Origin of the sequence: Dyadobacter sp. CY261, assembly GCF_021440085.1 — a bacterium.
Lineage (GTDB): Bacteria > Bacteroidota > Bacteroidia > Cytophagales > Spirosomataceae > Dyadobacter.
In genome coordinates, this window is the sequence record NZ_JAKCPW010000001.1 from 942,266 (window position 1) to 958,322 (window position 16,057).

Annotated in this window: 15 protein-coding genes; 10 read left to right on the top strand and 5 right to left on the bottom strand. The window is 50.4% G+C overall.

The window, feature by feature from the left end:
- The first annotated feature begins 45 nt into the window (after positions 1-45).
- The 6 genes from LZD49_RS03870 (at position 46) to LZD49_RS03895 (ending at position 4,834) form a co-directional block, all read left to right on the top strand.
- A complete protein-coding gene (locus tag LZD49_RS03870; RefSeq protein ID WP_234666004.1) occupies positions 46-681 on the top strand; it encodes a response regulator transcription factor in 636 nt (211 codons plus the stop codon).
- A 28-nt stretch (positions 682-709) separates the two neighbouring features.
- Entirely contained in the window at positions 710-1,933 is a 1,224-nt protein-coding gene (locus tag LZD49_RS03875; protein WP_234666005.1) for a hypothetical protein, read from the top strand.
- Positions 1,934-1,936: 3 nt separating this feature from the next.
- On the top strand, positions 1,937-2,479 hold the full coding sequence (locus LZD49_RS03880; RefSeq protein ID WP_234666006.1) for a hypothetical protein: 543 nt from the start codon (positions 1,937-1,939) through the stop codon (positions 2,477-2,479).
- An 11-nt stretch (positions 2,480-2,490) separates the two neighbouring features.
- On the top strand, positions 2,491-3,150 hold the full coding sequence (locus LZD49_RS03885; protein ID WP_234666007.1) for a hypothetical protein: 660 nt from the start codon (positions 2,491-2,493) through the stop codon (positions 3,148-3,150).
- A gap of 212 nt (positions 3,151-3,362) precedes the next feature.
- The gene (locus tag LZD49_RS03890) at positions 3,363-4,415 is read left to right on the top strand and encodes a M12 family metallopeptidase (protein ID WP_234666008.1); all 1,053 of its coding nucleotides are present in this window, start codon (positions 3,363-3,365) and stop codon (positions 4,413-4,415) included.
- 35 nt (positions 4,416-4,450) lie between these two features.
- On the top strand, positions 4,451-4,834 hold the full coding sequence (locus tag LZD49_RS03895) for a hypothetical protein (RefSeq protein ID WP_234666009.1): 384 nt from the start codon (positions 4,451-4,453) through the stop codon (positions 4,832-4,834).
- A gap of 530 nt (positions 4,835-5,364) precedes the next feature.
- On the opposite strand, the gene LZD49_RS03900 is transcribed toward LZD49_RS03895, so the two are convergent.
- Positions 5,365-5,832 carry a hypothetical protein gene (locus tag LZD49_RS03900; RefSeq protein WP_234666010.1) on the bottom strand — a complete coding sequence of 156 codons (468 nt, stop codon included), beginning with the start codon at positions 5,830-5,832 and terminating at the stop codon, positions 5,365-5,367.
- Between the two features lie 239 nt (positions 5,833-6,071).
- Complete coding sequence (locus LZD49_RS03905) at positions 6,072-6,656, bottom strand: 2OG-Fe(II) oxygenase (protein ID WP_234666011.1); 585 nt, start codon at positions 6,654-6,656, stop codon at positions 6,072-6,074.
- Between the two features lie 354 nt (positions 6,657-7,010).
- On the opposite strand from LZD49_RS03905, the gene LZD49_RS03910 reads away from it, so the two are divergent.
- Positions 7,011-9,392, top strand: coding sequence for an ABC transporter permease (locus LZD49_RS03910; protein ID WP_234666012.1), 2,382 nt, complete (start codon positions 7,011-7,013; stop codon positions 9,390-9,392).
- A gap of 21 nt (positions 9,393-9,413) precedes the next feature.
- On the opposite strand, the gene LZD49_RS03915 is transcribed toward LZD49_RS03910, so the two are convergent.
- From LZD49_RS03915 to LZD49_RS03925, 3 genes are read right to left on the bottom strand one after another with little or no spacing between them, the layout of a single operon-like run.
- The gene (locus LZD49_RS03915; protein WP_234666013.1) at positions 9,414-10,901 is read right to left on the bottom strand and encodes an SUMF1/EgtB/PvdO family nonheme iron enzyme; all 1,488 of its coding nucleotides are present in this window, start codon (positions 10,899-10,901) and stop codon (positions 9,414-9,416) included.
- A gap of 5 nt (positions 10,902-10,906) precedes the next feature.
- Positions 10,907-11,647, bottom strand: a complete 741-nt coding sequence (locus LZD49_RS03920) for a ThuA domain-containing protein (protein ID WP_234666014.1) — start codon at positions 11,645-11,647, stop codon at positions 10,907-10,909.
- Positions 11,648-11,672: 25 nt separating this feature from the next.
- Positions 11,673-13,451: a glycoside hydrolase family 9 protein gene (locus tag LZD49_RS03925; protein ID WP_234666015.1), complete on the bottom strand. Its 1,779-nt coding sequence runs from the start codon at positions 13,449-13,451 to the stop codon at positions 11,673-11,675.
- Positions 13,452-13,568: 117 nt separating this feature from the next.
- On the opposite strand from LZD49_RS03925, the gene LZD49_RS03930 reads away from it, so the two are divergent.
- Genes LZD49_RS03930 through LZD49_RS03940 form a run of 3 tightly spaced genes read left to right on the top strand, consistent with a single transcriptional unit; the run spans position 13,569 to position 16,052 of the window.
- Positions 13,569-13,988: a PTS sugar transporter subunit IIA gene (locus LZD49_RS03930; protein WP_234666016.1), complete on the top strand. Its 420-nt coding sequence runs from the start codon at positions 13,569-13,571 to the stop codon at positions 13,986-13,988.
- Positions 13,981-14,451 (top strand): PTS sugar transporter subunit IIB, encoded by a 471-nt coding sequence (locus tag LZD49_RS03935; protein WP_234666017.1) that lies wholly within the window; start codon positions 13,981-13,983, stop codon positions 14,449-14,451. Before LZD49_RS03930 ends, LZD49_RS03935 begins: the two co-directional genes overlap by 8 nt.
- Positions 14,451-16,052, top strand: coding sequence for a PTS system mannose/fructose/sorbose family transporter subunit IID (locus LZD49_RS03940; RefSeq protein WP_234666018.1), 1,602 nt, complete (start codon positions 14,451-14,453; stop codon positions 16,050-16,052). The genes LZD49_RS03935 and LZD49_RS03940 overlap by 1 nt, the downstream gene beginning before the upstream one ends.
- Positions 16,053-16,057: the final 5 nt, after the last annotated feature.

A 16,057-nucleotide genomic window follows, 5' to 3' on the forward strand; every position in this document is an offset into this window, starting at 1 on the left:
GCGGAAATTCCCGGAATTTCGATACACCATTTAATGATATCGTCGATGATCAAGGTATTGCTATTCGAAGACAATAAGAACTTGCGGGAGGGGTTGGCACTTTACCTGTCGGCTACCGACGATATCTGGCTGATAGACAGCTTCCCCGATGCCAGGGATGCCGTATACATGGCGAAAAAGCATAAGCCCGACGTGGTGTTGATGGACATCCAGATGCCGAAAAAGTCCGGAATTGAAGCCCTGATTGATATCCGGAACGCCATGCCGGGCGTGAAGGTGCTCATTCAGACCGTCTTTGAGGATGATGAGAAGATATTTCAGGCGATTTGTTCGGGTGCATCAGGCTATATCGTAAAGAGCCCCGATCCGGAAGTGTATGTGCAGGCCATTCGCGAAGTGTACGCGGGCGGTGCGCACATGTCGCCCGCTATCTCGCGCAGGGTACTTGCCATGTTCCAGAATCAGTTCGTAAAGTCTGAGCAGACTTTCGTGGGTCTTACCAATCGGGAACGGGAAATCCTGGGATGGATGGTGAAAGGCCAGAGCTACAAAATGATCGCAGCGAACTGTGGGATTTCGTTCAGCACCGTGGCGACGCATGTAAACCACATTTATGAAAAGCTTCATGTCAATTCTGCGCCGGAAGCCGTAGTAAAGGCATTGGAAATGAGATTAGTATAAATCCTCCATATCTAAGTCCATAAAACAGATGAGTACTCCCCTCATTCCTCAGGTCCTTGGTAAGTCGTGCTGGGCGGCGTCCCTCGAAATGTTTACAGACCGCCAGTTGCAGCAATGCGACCTGCTCAGGGCCGATTATATCCGCGACCAGCCGGGCCAAACCCCACCATTATTCTGCGACAGCAACTGGCAAACCGAAGACGCAGGCCAGTTTATCGGAAATACCAAGACGCTCGACGACGTCGACGACTTGCTTAACGCGCCAGGTGCTAACCCTGTTGCCCCGCCCGCCACCAGCAGGCCCTCGTTCGCCCGGCTGCAGAGCAATATTGGAACTTCGGCCATCACGCTCTATTCATGGGGGATTGGCGGGGACCAGCATTACATCGTATTAAAAGAGGCGCTTGAACAACAGCTTACAACTTCCGAGGTAATGCAATGGATCAAAGTTTTTGACCCCTTCCCCGTACTTCAGGGGCGTACCTATTATCTCGCCTACCCCGAGTTTTCACTCGCAGGCTGGTTTAAAGGGATTATTTATCACAGGTCAGTTCGGGCCCGAAGTGCTACGATTCAGCCAGCAGTTACAGACAGAGACCCGAAAAAGCTAGTCCGGAAATATATCAATGGGTTGCCCGGTACTATGGCAGGCGATTTCCTGGCAGTAACACATGTAGCTCCCTCTCATCAAATTCTTGATTACGAGTTTAATGTGACAAATACCAATGTTTCCATACTGATCAATAACCGATTCCACTTCTTCAATAACATTCTGGCGCTTGACAGGAACATAAAAATGTACCTCGCAGGATCGGGTGGCGACTACTCGTCATTTTTCCTGAATTCCAAAAGCAACAAGTACCATATTTCAGCCATTGAGAACGGCCTAAAATACCTTCCCGTACTTGGGAACGACCTGGGCAATGTGATAGACCTTGAGGCGATCGGCGCACGGACCGTTGCGCGATCGATCCGACAGGTAGAGGTAGATAGCCTGGAAAAACCCGACGACATCGAGAAAGGTTTTATTAAATATTTTGAGAAAAAACCAAGAACCGCCCTGATCTGCCGGTTCTTCGATATTGGCCAGGAATACGTGTTTCTGCTGCGGGACGGCCGGGTACGGGTTTTCGACCCATTCAGATCGTTTGATTATATTTTTTCAAAAGGGTCCAAAGAGACCACACATCTCCCTCTTGATGAGTTCCTGAAAGCATTGACCCAATTCTATCCAATCCTAAACAAAAATTAAAACATGGCAAGACCAGATAATGCAATCGACAGATTAAAGCGCTTCAATAGCATGAAAAGCGTTCGAAATGCACGCAGGGTGAATTTGGGCCTCCGTTTTTCGGTTGATCAGCTACTTCAATTAGCTACCGCACTAACCGGCAAACGTGCACTACTGGTGGACGAACCGCCTGGCGCACGACCATCCCTGAAAGACGCAGAATTAGTCCTGGCCACAAGAGGGAAGCCGCCCGGCAATGAATATCGGATGAGCGTATCAAAGGTGTCGGTCCAACAAGCGGGCGTCACGAACGAAAATACCGACCCCAACAGCCGATTCAACGCGACACGTTTTCCCAAAGCTACCGGAGTGGTATTCATGGTAGGGAAGGAACCGGGCACGATGGCCCTGACCGTTGACGATTTCCCGGTTGTGGGAGATGATGTCAGGGGGCCCTCCGGCGTTTTGCCAGACTGGGATTTTATTATCCATTTGGGCCGGCGTGCCTGGTCTTTCTCCGACGGCGGGGGCGGACCCGGTTCCAAAACGCCTCCTCCCGGCTCGTAACATACCCGACGATGTCATCTGAACTCATTCTGTACCGGTTTTCGGGATGGCTGCTCACAGCGGTCTGGCTATTCCTGTCGGTCCAGGCGCTGCGGAACCGACGCGCCTGGACCGGGAAATACCGCTACTTCCTGGGTTTCCTGCTTTCAATCTCATTCATAGAGCTGGTCGCGGCCATTACGGCACCGCTCATGAGCAACAACCTTTTCCTGGATTACCCCTACATCACCGTCGAGTTTGTGATGCTGGGATTATTCCTGTCCAGGATCATCGATATCGGCTTTATTACCCGACTCGTCCAAATAGCTTCAGTGTTTTTTGTGGTTTTCCAAATCGCAAACACGTTCTGGCGTCAAGGGTTGGAAGGCTACAACAGCTATGGTGGTTATGTCAACAATGCATACCTGTTCATGCTCTCGGTATGGGCGCTGACGGTGCTCTACCGCCAGAATCTTGGGCGCAGCATACTCGCCGTAAGGGACTCCTGGTTTGTGCTGGGGATATTGAGCATTTATCTGCTCATTGCCGTAGTGGATTTCTTGTACTACATGGCATTGCCGTACCAGAATGACCATTTTTTGTATGTCGTATTGATTGCTGGTAACTTTTTGAAATCCAGTCTTCTGATGCTGTACTACAAGGGCATTCGCATGATGCCGAGAAGTTCATAACACCCCGCATTGGTTATACCGCAACTCTGCGAGCACGCCCCTTCAAGCGTGCTTTTTTTATTCCCAGCCCAGAATATCCATAAAATTATCGATACCGCTTCATTCCGAAATGGGGGACATTTGAATCGTTATCGCAGCGGCCTTTCCTGCAATCGAAGCCGGTGGGCCAATCGTACAGAGTTGTGAGTTTCTACCTTTAATTAACAATTGATATGAAAAAAGACGAATCAAGTTCAGGAGGTTCAGGAGAAGGAATTTCCTGTTCCATCAAACTTTTACCTGAAGACCAATGGGTGTCTGCCGCTGAAACCGCCGTTAGCCGGAACCCCCTGAATGCGCCTGCTATCAGCCAATATCGCCAGGCATCGCCAGGTGATGAGCTCACTCAGGACCGCCTGGCCGTACTTACCACCAAATATTGGGGACTGGGCGGGGTAAATCTCAAAGTAGGGTTTACGGACAATCCGGAGCCTGCATTACGTGCAAAAATACTATCGCATATGAATGCGTGGGGACTCTTTGCCAATGTGCGGTTTACCGAATCGTCCAACAATCCTGAGGTCAGAATTAGCCGGGGCCCGGGTGGTTATTGGTCATATTTAGGTACCGATGTATTGCTTATACCCGCGGACAGGCCTACGATGAATTTGGAGGGCTTTTCCATGAGCACCCCTGATTCCGAATTTTTCAGGGTAGTACGCCATGAAACGGGGCATACGCTTGGTTTCCCTCATGAACACATGAGACAGGATATTATTGACCAGCTAGACCGTGAAAGAACCATAGCGTACTTCATGCGCACGCAGGGATGGTCGCGGCAGACCGTCATCGATCAGGTGTTGACGCCGCTGAACAATTCGGCCCTGAATGCAACTGCCGAAGCGGACCCGAATTCTATTATGTGCTATTTTCTGCCCGCAAGTATCACCAGAACCGGGACTGCCATCCCGGGTGGCCCGGATATCAATGCCAACGATGGGAATTTTGCAGGGATCATTTATCCGAGACCGGGCACATCGAATTTCTTTCTCTGGCGCGGGCATGGGCGTGCATTGTTGAATATTCCCAATTCGAGGATTAGCGCGTATTCCACAGTATTCGCGTCCATCAGCGAATATGCTTCGGATCCAAGAACATCCCGATTCATCGGGTCTGCCCGAATGGGAGTTTATAACATTGCACCCTATAACGGCGGCGTGTATGTGTGGGTCGAAGTGGATTGGTCGCAGCCACTAAATACTTGTATCGACCTTTTTATTTTCTAAGATCTTTTTGAACTCAATCTAAAACAATATTCGAAATGGAAAATTTTCAAACTGGCAGCAACCTGCCTATTACTGATTCTCAAGTTATCGAAGCGGTAAGCCTTTCTGATCAGGGTTCAATGGCAGACACTGGCAGGGATCCTCAGGCCGCACCTAATACCAGCTGGTTTGCCACCTGGCGTGGCAACGGTGTTATCCGGCTCCGCATCAATTGCCCGATCATCCACGCCAATTCGCGGGTACACATCAGCATTAGCGAGTTTTCAAATACCAACAATGCCGCAGGAAGCCGCTTTATCGGATCTGCGCGGTATGCCATTTACAACATCGCACCCACCGAGGGCGCAGTCAACATCTGGGCCGATGTGACCTGGGGAAGTCCGATCAATATCTACTTCAGTCTGTTGATCGAAAACTAACGTGTGTGGAGCCTGCTGCGAAGCCTGGATAGGTTTATCGCAGCAGGCATTTACCAACTATGCTTTAATGAAGAATGCCTTTAATTCGGCCATCGAATAACCAAAAACATAAAAGCAGATAATGAATAAGGCCATCAATTTCTCGATACTATATGCAAGTTTATTGATTACGGAATCAATATTAATGTTTGTGATGTTTCTGGCGGTTGATTTTATTCAATATGGCATCGATATTTTTTATATTAAAAAACAGTTGCATGGTATTGGCTTGTGGAATTATTTGAGAACGTTATTTTATGCCGTGCCATCTGTAATACTATATTTAATGTTTTTCAGATATCTTTTGAAGATAAAGCTGTATGGATCGCTTTTATTTTCAATTTTTAACTTATTTACTTTTGTTTCACTATCTATTTTATCGAAATTAATTTGGGGCAAGAACGTTCCGATTGACCCAGAGGAAATGGTATTTTTGGTAACTTGTCTGGCAATATTCGTTAGCCCGATTTTCTTGGAGCAGATGCGCTATTTTAAGAGATTGATGGAAAGTTTCTAATGATCCAATCAAAGGCCAGGTCTGGATTTGTGTAGAAATGCTCATTTTCGCTGCTGTACAATTGCTCATATTTCTCAATTTTTCCTGCATCCTGATGACAGTGGGCGGCGGCAATGCATTGAACGCCTCTTTTACGGGTAACGGTTAGCTTTTCGGCTTCTTCGGGGAACATGTTCACATAGCCCACTTTCCAGCCATATTCAGCCAGCGTAAGGGGTATGATGTTGCGAAAGTATTTGTGCGTTTCGAGGTTTGCCGCCGTGAAACCGTATAGGTTTACGAAGATCTTAAACGTGCCCGAATCGCTTACCTTGTCAAGCGCGTCATGCAGGGTCTTTTCCCAGCGAATAACATCCTGCATTTCCAGATCCCCGCTGATTTGGGAGACGATCAGTTGATCGGCAGGACGCCAATCACTGCGTATTACTTTTGATTCCGGCATAGTATTTCCAATGATGACTAAAACTTGTTTTGGATTTAATTCTGATGGTCATCATATCGTTCCTATCGTCGACATACGGCTGCGATTCATCGACTAACTGGCGTTCTTCGGCCGTTTTGGCGTGGCGGGAATGAGGTAAACGGCTTGGAGGCCTCATAAAGCAGGATTGCCCAGGGTAATACCACCGTTAACTTCAGGGAATTACACAGGCCGGGCGTCATGATTGATATTATTAGCTTTCAGACTTTATGGATCCAGCAATTGACCGCAAACCGCCAATCTTTGAATGGCAGATTTGGAGCAATTATCGGGAGTACTTCGTGTGGCGAAAATGACGGAAAGACAGCCAGTGAGTTATTTTCAGGAATAATTTCTTTGGATTCATCATTTTCCGTTCCGATAGGCAGTGGATGTATCACCAAATTTCCGCCGGTAAATTTTCTTGGTTGGGAATGAAGATAGTACACTGCGCTAATCATTCTTCGCGTCTGAGTCTTCTCATGAATCGCTGTGTCAATGTGTGTCTTAAAGAATGCACCGTCTCCATGCGCCGCTAAATTCAGCTCGATTGTCGCAACGGGAAAACTCGGGACTTCAAGGGCTTCAAGCATAGCAGGGATTGAACTGTGAAGTTTCTCTTCAAGAATGGACTTATAGGGTCCGAGATCTTTGAAGGTCAATGAAACCCGTACAGGGGAAACGCTGCTCATTCCCTGGCTCGACACCGTCGAAGGCAGAAATGAATCCTGGTTCTCTATGGCATAATTCAAGATTTCAGCATTCAACTTTTCGTCCAGAAAATTCTCGAGATGTAAAAAGGGCATTAACCTAGGCATAGATCGTCAGGAAAGATGATTAAGGATCATGATGACAAAAGTAGACAAAAAGGATAGCGTCGCTATTAAAACGAGTGAAATTTACCGGGCTATTGCAAAAGGCTCGTTGGGTTCCAGATGAAATCCATCAGTTCAAACACCGCTCATCAAAGTGTTCGGGACTGGACATGTAACCGTTCGTTTTTGAACATAATGAAGCTATCTGAAACAACGTATAGTGCGATTCGGTATCATGATGAGATGTTCGCAGCGCAGGCCTGTTATTTGCTGCATGATTTATTGTGACGAAGGCCTTCACTATCTGCCTTTTTGATGATTCATAGCTTAATATACAGGTCAACTATGATAAAGAACTACTTACGGATCGCTTGGCGTAACCTGACTAAAAACACGGTTTTTTCAGCTGTTAATTTGATCGGTCTTTCCCTTGGAATGGCCACGGCAATATTGATTGGTTTGTGGTTATGGGACGAACTGTCATTCAACAGGTATCATCAGCAATATGACCGCATTGCCCGCGTGATGCAGCACCAGACGGCGAACGGGACAACGTTTACAAGCACTGCTACGCCGCTTCCGATGCGGAACGCATTAGCCAATGAGTTCGGCGCCGATTTTAGCCATATGGCATTGTCCTCCTGGACCGAGGACCACATACTGGCCTATGGAGGAAATCAATTCACAAAAAAGGGTAATTGCGTCGAGACGGATTTTCCATTGATGATATCGTTAAAAATGCTCCGGGGGACGGCTAAAAATTTGGATGATCCGACGTCCGTTCTGCTTTCCGAATCCGTGGCGAAGGCGCTTTTCGGTGAGTCCGAACCCATTAGTAAGGTTATCAAAATTGATAATAAACATCATTTCAAGGTCACGGGTGTGTATGAGGACCTGCCTTACAGTACCGAATTCCGGGAAATCTCGTTCCTTCTGCCCTGGAAGTTCTTCCTCGAAGACACGCCGTGGGTGAAGCGTTCGGAAACGAACTGGGGCAATAACTCCTTTCAGCTATTCGTAGAGATCGCGCCTGGTACCGGCTTTGAAAAAGTTTCTGCTAAAATCGAAAACATCAAAGTGCGGCACGCCAGGGAAGAGGCGAGGTCCAACCCCAGGGTATTTTTGCATCCGATGAGCCGCTGGCACCTGCATTCGGAATGGGACAATGGCGTCCCGGTTCGTGGGCGCATTCAATATGTCTGGTTATTTGGCATAATCGGTGCCTTTGTGCTACTGCTGGCTTGTATCAACTTTATGAACCTGTCGACGGCCCGGTCGGAAAGGCGGGCCAAAGAAGTCGGTGTCCGCAAGGCGGTGGGTTCGGGGCGCCGACAGCTTATATCCCAATTCCTGCTGGAATCGGTGCTGATGGCGATAATGGCGTTCATTTTGGCATTGGCCCTGGCGCAACTGCTTCTACCAGTGTTTAACGAAGTCGCGGACAAAAAGATCGTAATGCCGTGGCAAAACGGACCGGGCTGGGCGGTTGCGTTGGGTTTTACAATGCTTACAGGGATGTTTGCAGGCAGTTACCCGGCGTTGTTTTTGTCGAAATTCAATCCGGTGAAAGTGCTGAAAGGCTCTTTTCAGACCGGAAAGGCCGCCATATTACCTCGTCAGGTACTAGTCGTGGTTCAATTTACGATTTCTATCACATTCATTATCGGCACGCTCGTCGTGCTCAGGCAGATACAGCATGCCAAAGACCGGCCGACGGGTTTCGAGCGGTCCGGGCTGATCTCCATCCCACTCACTACTTCGGAGCTACGGGATCATTATGAGGTCGTCCGGCAGGAGTTGTTGCAAACGCGTGCGGTGGTTGCTCTTGCCGAATCGTCATCCCCGGTCGATGAAGTGTGGAGCAGTGATGCCAGTTTTAGCTGGCCGGGCAAAGACCCGAATCAGTTAGGGGATTTCGGCACGGTAGGCATTACGCACGAATACGGGAAAACAGTGGGTTGGCGGTTTAAAGAGGGGCGCGATTTCTCCCGCCGCTTCTCGACAGATTCGCTCGGCATTGTCCTCAATGAAAGTGCAGTCAAATTTATGGGTATCAAAAACCCGGTTGGACTGAACATCCAGTGGAACGGCCTGCAGTACACGGTTATCGGCGTCATTGGAGACGTCATCACAGGGTCACCATTTACGCCGGTTCGGCCTACCATTTATTTGTTGAAGCAAGATTGGGCTGATTTTATACACATTAAACTCAATCGTACAATCAATGTAAGGCAAGCGCTTTCTGCGCTGGAACCCGTCTTCCGGAAGCATAATCCCGGCAGTCCCTTTGAATACAAGTTTGCTGACGACGAGTATGACCGCAAGTTTCGCGCCGAAGAACGTATAGGCCAGCTGGCCTCAATCTTTACGACATTGGCAATATTGATCAGTTGTCTTGGCCTTTTCGGGTTGGTTTCCTTCCTGGGAGAGCAACGGCGGAAAGAGATCGGTATTCGCAAAGTGCTTGGCGCGTCGGTTGCCAATGTTTGGGGATTACTTACCAGGGACTTTATCGCACTTGTTGCTATCGCTTCGCTACTGGCCGTGCCCGTTTCTTACTATACATTAAGCGATTGGCTGCAAACCTATGCGTATCGAACGGAACTGTCGTGGTGGATTTTCGCATCGGGAGTTGCCATTACCCTCGTTATAACGTTGCTAACCGTTGGTTTTCAGGCTATAAAAGTGGCTTTGCTCAATCCTATCAAGAGTTTAGGCGAGGCATAGGTCTGATAGGGTCGGCCCCATTCAATCCGCCGCAATCCTGAAACCCCTGTTGAAGTTACTGCTCGACGGCGGCACCACATTGCGGTAGCTGATTCGACAATTGGGGGCAGGCACCGACCAGGCGCCGCCTCTGTACACTTTGTAAGTTCCATTTGCCGGTCCCGCAGGGTTGTTCGCGGGACTCGCGGCGTAGTAGGAGGCATCGTACCAGTCGCTGACCCATTCCCATACATTTCCCGTCATGTCAAAAAGGCCCAGTTCGTTCGGTTTTTTCGTGGCAACAGGTTTGGTTCCGTAACCTGTCGCTACATACCACCCGACAGAATCGATACTCGTACCACCACTGAACGCGGCTCCATTGGTATGAGATCCTCCTGCCGCTGCAAACTCCCATTCGGCCTCGGTGGGCAGCCGGTAATGGTGGCCGGTTTGGTCGCTTAGCCAGTGGCAATAGGCCACGCAATCGTCCCAGCTAACATTGATGACCGGGTGATCTTCATGCCAGCCCCAGCCGGGTAAATCGGGCATGGCGCGATGGGTTGCGTGGCAGAAGACCCGCCATTGGGCAACTGTAGTTTCGGTTTTAGCAATGCTGAAATTTTTCAGCGTAACGCTGTGCGCCGGCGCTTCGTCCTTACCGTTGCTGTCACTTCCCATCCGGAACGTCCCGCCGTCGACCCTGACCAGCTCCGGGTAGTCGCCGGGACGCAGTGCGGGCAGGGTTTTACGGGAAATGCCGCCTTTTTTCTTGCCGAGCCAGAACAGTGCATTGGTAATCATATTGTTTTGCATGAAATCGGACAGCACTTTGTCGCCGTGGCCCATGTTCATGTAAATCATATTGTATTTTGTATTAGTCCAAACTACCGGCGTGTCGCCGCCTGGAAGGATGTCTTTGATACCCAGCGGATAGTTGGACGGAGCCAGGGTTATGAGCACTTTTACATTCGGGTTTTCGCGCGGACTCGGCCGCCAATGGTACCATTCATTCACAGGTGATCCATACGCGGCGGGCATTCCGCGTGTGACGGCGTGCGTGGTGTCGTCCACACTAAGTCGGGCTTGTACCGGCGGCCAACTGTTGCTGTAAAAAACGCCTCCGCCAAGAAAATCGACAAACCAGGGCCATTGGGTGGTCTTGTCGTTATATCCTGCGACATGAAACCCAAACCAGCCGCCGCCGTTTTCCATGTATTTTTGGAATGCTTCGCGCTGCTGTTGCGTATGCGGGAAGTCGTTCAGCCACATCACGACCTGATAATCGCGAAGCACCGCGTCGTTGCAGTTGGTCCAATCGCTTGTCACGTCGAATGTAAAATGGTTTTCAGCACCCAATTTTGTAAAAAATGCCCGGGCGTCGTTAGAGAAGTCGATATGGTCGGGCTCGACTTTGCCGGAGTAAAATGCGAGTACTTTGAAACCCGCCTGTTGCGCGAGACAATGAGTGGCCAAACCCGGTATAGCAAATAGCCAAAGGAATAGGCTGATCCCGTGTAAATATCTTTTCATACTGGTCAGGGTTTGAGCTGGCCCGCGAGCCATAGCAGGCCGTCCGTAATCATTTTGTTTTGATCCGGGTTGGAAAGGACTTTGTTGCCGTGCCCCATATTAAGATAGAGCATTTTGTAGCGGGTGTTGGTCCACACTACGGGCGTATCGCCTTTTTCGAGGTAGGTTTTAACACCCAGCGGATAATTCTCCGGTGCGAGCGAAACCAGTACCTTTACGTTTTTGTCCATCCGCGGACTTGGTTTCCACTGATACCATTCCGTAACCGGCGCATCATAGGTTGCCGGTAGCCGTTTCGTCACCGGATGCGACTGATCCTCGACCACAACTTTAGCAGCCATGGGCGGCCAGTTGTTGCTGTGAAATACCGGGCCGCCTAAAAAATCCCTGAACCAGGTCCATTTGGAGCTGCGGTCGTTGTAGCCTGCCACGTGGAACCCCAGCCAGGCTCCGCCGCCTTGTATGTATTTTTCAAATGCGGCACGCTGGGCATCGGTGGCAGGGGAGTCGTTGAGCCACACTATCACCTGATAATTACTGAGAAAGCCGTCGTTAAGATGGTCCCAATCGGTGGTTGCGTCGAAGGTAAACTGGTGCTGTGATGCGAGGAGTTTCAGGAAATACAATGCATCCCTGGCAAACAGTACGTGGTCCATTTCTACTTTTTCTGAATAGAATGCCAGTACCTTAAACTTCGGTTGCTGTGCGTAGGAGAGGCCGGTCACCCACAAGGGAATGAACAGCATAAATAGGATCCGTTTGCGCATGTCGTTACTCCTGGGCCATGGTGGTCACCGCGATCAAAAACCAGGCTGCATGTGGTATCCATTGCTCGGTCCAACGCCATTCGTTGCCGTTGTCATGTGGCTTGTAATCGATACCGCTGCCGTCGGCGTTACCGTCTTTGCCCGTGACGCCGTTCGAAATCCCGCCTCGCTCGGAGCCGTGCCCGTACATGGACTTCATATACGGCATATTGTTGCGCCCGTAGCCATACATGAAGCAAGCCTCGTAGGGATTACCACCCAATATCCAGGAAATCTGTCGCCCTGCATAAGCCGAAAGCACCTCGCTGGTCCCTAAACCACCGGATGCCGGGTACACCAGCCTGCCACCGAGCAGTGCAGCCGAAGCCAGTGATCCCAGCCGTGCATTCTCGCCCTGCCACCACCAGCCACTTTCATTTTCGTGGGGAATAAAAAAGCCATCCTTTACCGCCCCATTTAGCAAAAAAGATTGCCGTGCATAGCCAAACGGGTTCGCTACCTCGCCGGTTACGCGCACATTGTAATCCAAAGCTTTTTTTATCGTACTAAGGGTAGCTTTTCTAAATGTCGCATCCTGTTCAGCATCCAGATACCGGCAAAGCGCCACGATGGGCAGGCCGGCGTCCGACGCGTGCCAGAATGGGCGGTTGGCATCGTTGGCGATGAAGTATCCGGCAGGTGCCAACCGGTTTCCGAGGTTTTTGGCGCGTTTTCGGGCTTCGTCACGATATTCGTTTTCACCCGTCGCCAGCCAGAGCTCCGTGGCGCCCATTAATGCACAGTAATCGTCGAGAACGTTTTCTTTGCCGTCGTCGCAATATTTGAGGTTATTGACCTGCAAATGCGCAAAGGCACGTTTGGCGGCGGCGAGGTATTGTGCCGAGGTGAATGCACCATCCATTTTCCATCGCGAAATGCGGGCCAGCGCGGCTACACCCATTCCTCCGCCTTCGCGGTAGGCACATTGATACTTGTCGGTTGTGACGCTGTTGGCATTCAGCCCCACCACGCGGCGCGCTTTCGGATCGGGATTGAAATAGCTGAAAATGGTCATGTAGAAGTAGCCTTCCTCGGATAGCGACCGCACAATGTAGTCCGCGCCGTATAGGGCTTCGCGTTTCATAGAATCCAGGACATTCAGGTTGGTCAATAACCCGGGAATGCGTTCGGCGGCATTGGTCATAGCCCAGGTGCAGAGCGGGATTTGTTGCTGCGACATGAAATTGGCATAGGCTAAATGCGAGAAATACTTGCTGATATCACCGGATGCATCGTCCCAGCCACCTCGCAGGTCGACGGTCTTATCACCCCCGTAAAGCGTCACATGCTCATCGGCAAGCAATTCTTCGGGTTTGTCCGCACGCTGTTTGTTGTAATAATGAATGATCGACGGGATAAGCAGTTTGGCCACTGCCTTATCGCCGATTTGAAATTCATCTGAGGTTATTGGCATGCCCTTCGCGTTGATGACGATCTTATACCGCCCGCTCGTGGTTAAGCCCGAAAAATCGATGGGCTGGTAAATGCGGCCCGGAAACCACTCTTCGATTTTTTCAGGCCTGCCCGATTTTCCCGAAAACACTTTCTGCTGGTTGCTCACATCGATTACATCGAATGCAGAAACGGCATCAAGCTCGCCCGCATCCGACGCAACGACGGCCGATTTGATCGCCCGGGTATCGAACCCAACCTGGTTGATATGGATAATGATTTTGGCAAACGTACTGGTAGTAAGGGAAATAACAAGCAGAATGGGCGCCAGTAGGGCTCTTGTTCTTTTCATGGTAAAGGTTTAGGAAGAGGTCGTTTTGCTAAATTATTGAAATATTAAGGTAAAAAAAATCGGGGAATCCTTTTGAAGATAATCCTAAACCTATTTTAACATATACTTATCAAATTCATGCGAAAATTTCTGATCGCGACCCACGGCACCTTCGCTGGAGGAATCCGGAGCTCTCTGGAGATGATCATCGGCCAGCAAGAGCATGTCCACCTCATTCAGGCCTATGTGGAAGAAAACAAAGGACTTGAAGAGGAGCTGGGAGCGCTGCTAGCCGATTTGTCGGAAGAAGACGAACTGGTCATTTTCACCGATCTGCTGGGCGGCAGTGTTACCAACCAGGTTCTCCGCCACGCCTTGAAGGATAATGTCCATATTGTATCGGGTTTCAACCTGCCACTGCTGGTGGATGTGCTGATGGCCGGTCCTGAGGAGCCGGTGATGGAAGTTATCGCGCATGCCATACAGGCTGCCAGGGACCAGATGGTTTATGTAAATGGTCTTGTCACCTCCCAGCAACCCGACGATTTCAATGATTAAGCTCTTACGGATAGACGACCGGCTGGTACACGGTCAGGTGGCATTGACGTGGACGCCCGCCGTGGGTGCGGAATGTCTGGTGGTAGCGAATGACAAGGTCGCCAAGGATGATTTTCTCAAAATGACGATGAACCTCGCCAAGCCGGCGAATGCGAAATTGCTCATCAAATCGATTGCGGACACAATTACCTTTTTGTCGGACGAACGAAGTAAACCGATGAAAATACTGGTGCTCGTCAACTCCGTGCAGGACGCGGCTGCGCTCGCCCATGCATTGCCGCAGGTGCGGAGTATCAATTTCGGGGGAATCAGGGCGCGGGAAGGTGCCAGGCCCATTTCCAAAGCCATTACCCTCACCGATGCCGACATAACCCTGATCCGTGACTTGCTGGCAAAGGGAATCGAGCTGGAAGTGCGGCAGGTGCCGACGGATGAACCACGGTCCATTGAAACACTGCTCTGATGCTGACATCCTACATCCTGATCACCCTGATTGCCATGTTTGGGCATTCGGAGGATTTTCTGGGCACGACGCTGCTCAGCCGCCCCCTGGTTTTGGGGCCGTTGGTTGGACTTGTTTTGGGCGATTTCGAACAAGGGATCGTTATCGGCGCTACGCTCGAACTGATTTTCATGGGCAATATCAAAGTTGGGGCGGCCATTCCACCCGACGTCATTACCGGCGGCGTATTGGGTACCGCGTTCGCGATCATGTCGGGGAAAGGCCCGGCTGTGGCGCTTGCCCTGGCGGTACCGATTTCCATCCTGGCCGAAATGGTAGTGAGCGGCTTATTTGTATTCCGCCCGGTGTGGAATAAACGTTTTGACCGGTATGCGGAGGATGGCGACTACCGTAAAGTGGAGCGGTTGCACATTTTGTCGGGCTTGCTCAAACCCTTGCTGATGGGCGTGGTGACGCTGCTCGCATTGCTCCTTGGGTCGGATGCGGTAAAGTCCTTTGTCGACACGATCCCGCCCTGGGTGCATTCGGGGTTGCAGGTCGCGGGTAATATGCTGCCGGCATTGGGTTTCGCATTGCTGATGAACCTGATGTTCAACAAGGATGGCGCACCGTATTTTTTTCTGGGCTTTATTCTTACAAGTTATCTCAAACTGCCGATGATCGCCATCGGCGGGCTGGGGGTCATTACTGCATTGATCGTCACAGGTATTACACATAAAGAGCAACCTGCCGGCGGAGACAGCGATTTTGATGATTTCGATATGGACGATTCTCCGCCGGTGATGGTCAAACCGAAATCCACGCTCCTGACGCAAAGCGACATTCGCAGCTTGTTTGTCCGTTCGATGGCTTTGGAAGCCAATTTTAACTTCGAAACCTGGCAGAACACAGGCTTTGCATTCACGATGATCCCGGTTTTAAAAAGGCTTTACAAAACGCGGGAATCGATGTCGCGCGCATTGAAACGGCATTTGCAGTTTTTCAATACTGCGCCGCATGGCTCGACGCTGATCATCGGTATTGCGGCCGCGATGGAGGAACAGAATGCCCGCGAAGACAACTTCGACGAAGAGTCGATCAACGCTGTCAAGACCGGGCTCATGGGACCGCTCGCGGGTGTGTTCGACTCGTTGTTCTGGGGGACGATCAAGGTCATAGCCGCGGGAATCGGTACTTCGCTTGCATTGCAGGGAAGCGCACTGGGGCCTCTGCTTTTTTTGCTGATCTTCAATGTGCCGCACCTGATCCTGCGTTACAAGCTGACTTTCATCGGTTATGACACGGGCACCCGGTTTTTGCAGGATCTTTCCAAAACCAATGTGATGGACAAACTGAAAGCCGGTTCCGCTATTCTCGGCCTGATGGTCGTAGGCGCAATGCCCGCGACATTAATGGCGGTTCGGACGCCGGTTATGATCGGTTCGTCGGATTCGGCGGTGGCATTGCAAGGCGTGCTGGATCAGATCGTGCCGCATGTGATCCCGCTGGCGTTGACTTTCCTGGTATTCTATTTCGTAAAGCGTAATGTCAAAACGGCCTATCTGCTGATGGGGCTGCTCATGCTGGGTTTTTTAGGGAGTGTTTTAAATGTTTTTGCCTGAAAGCC

Coding starts and splice junctions, on each gene's coding strand:
- LZD49_RS03900 (WP_234666010.1), bottom strand. CDS start 5,832: ATGCCGGAATCAAAAGTAATACGCAGTGATTGGCGTCCTGCCGATCAA.
- LZD49_RS03915 (WP_234666013.1), bottom strand. CDS start 10,901: ATGAAAAGATATTTACACGGGATCAGCCTATTCCTTTGGCTATTTGCT.
- LZD49_RS03905 (WP_234666011.1), bottom strand. CDS start 6,656: ATGCCCTTTTTACATCTCGAGAATTTTCTGGACGAAAAGTTGAATGCT.
- LZD49_RS03885 (WP_234666007.1), top strand. CDS start 2,491: ATGTCATCTGAACTCATTCTGTACCGGTTTTCGGGATGGCTGCTCACA.
- LZD49_RS03880 (WP_234666006.1), top strand. CDS start 1,937: ATGGCAAGACCAGATAATGCAATCGACAGATTAAAGCGCTTCAATAGC.
- LZD49_RS03930 (WP_234666016.1), top strand. CDS start 13,569: ATGCGAAAATTTCTGATCGCGACCCACGGCACCTTCGCTGGAGGAATC.
- LZD49_RS03875 (WP_234666005.1), top strand. CDS start 710: ATGAGTACTCCCCTCATTCCTCAGGTCCTTGGTAAGTCGTGCTGGGCG.
- LZD49_RS03870 (WP_234666004.1), top strand. CDS start 46: ATGATCAAGGTATTGCTATTCGAAGACAATAAGAACTTGCGGGAGGGG.
- LZD49_RS03940 (WP_234666018.1), top strand. CDS start 14,451: ATGCTGACATCCTACATCCTGATCACCCTGATTGCCATGTTTGGGCAT.
- LZD49_RS03910 (WP_234666012.1), top strand. CDS start 7,011: ATGATAAAGAACTACTTACGGATCGCTTGGCGTAACCTGACTAAAAAC.
- LZD49_RS03890 (WP_234666008.1), top strand. CDS start 3,363: ATGAAAAAAGACGAATCAAGTTCAGGAGGTTCAGGAGAAGGAATTTCC.
- LZD49_RS03895 (WP_234666009.1), top strand. CDS start 4,451: ATGGAAAATTTTCAAACTGGCAGCAACCTGCCTATTACTGATTCTCAA.
- LZD49_RS03925 (WP_234666015.1), bottom strand. CDS start 13,451: ATGAAAAGAACAAGAGCCCTACTGGCGCCCATTCTGCTTGTTATTTCC.
- LZD49_RS03920 (WP_234666014.1), bottom strand. CDS start 11,647: ATGCTGTTCATTCCCTTGTGGGTGACCGGCCTCTCCTACGCACAGCAA.
- LZD49_RS03935 (WP_234666017.1), top strand. CDS start 13,981: ATGATTAAGCTCTTACGGATAGACGACCGGCTGGTACACGGTCAGGTG.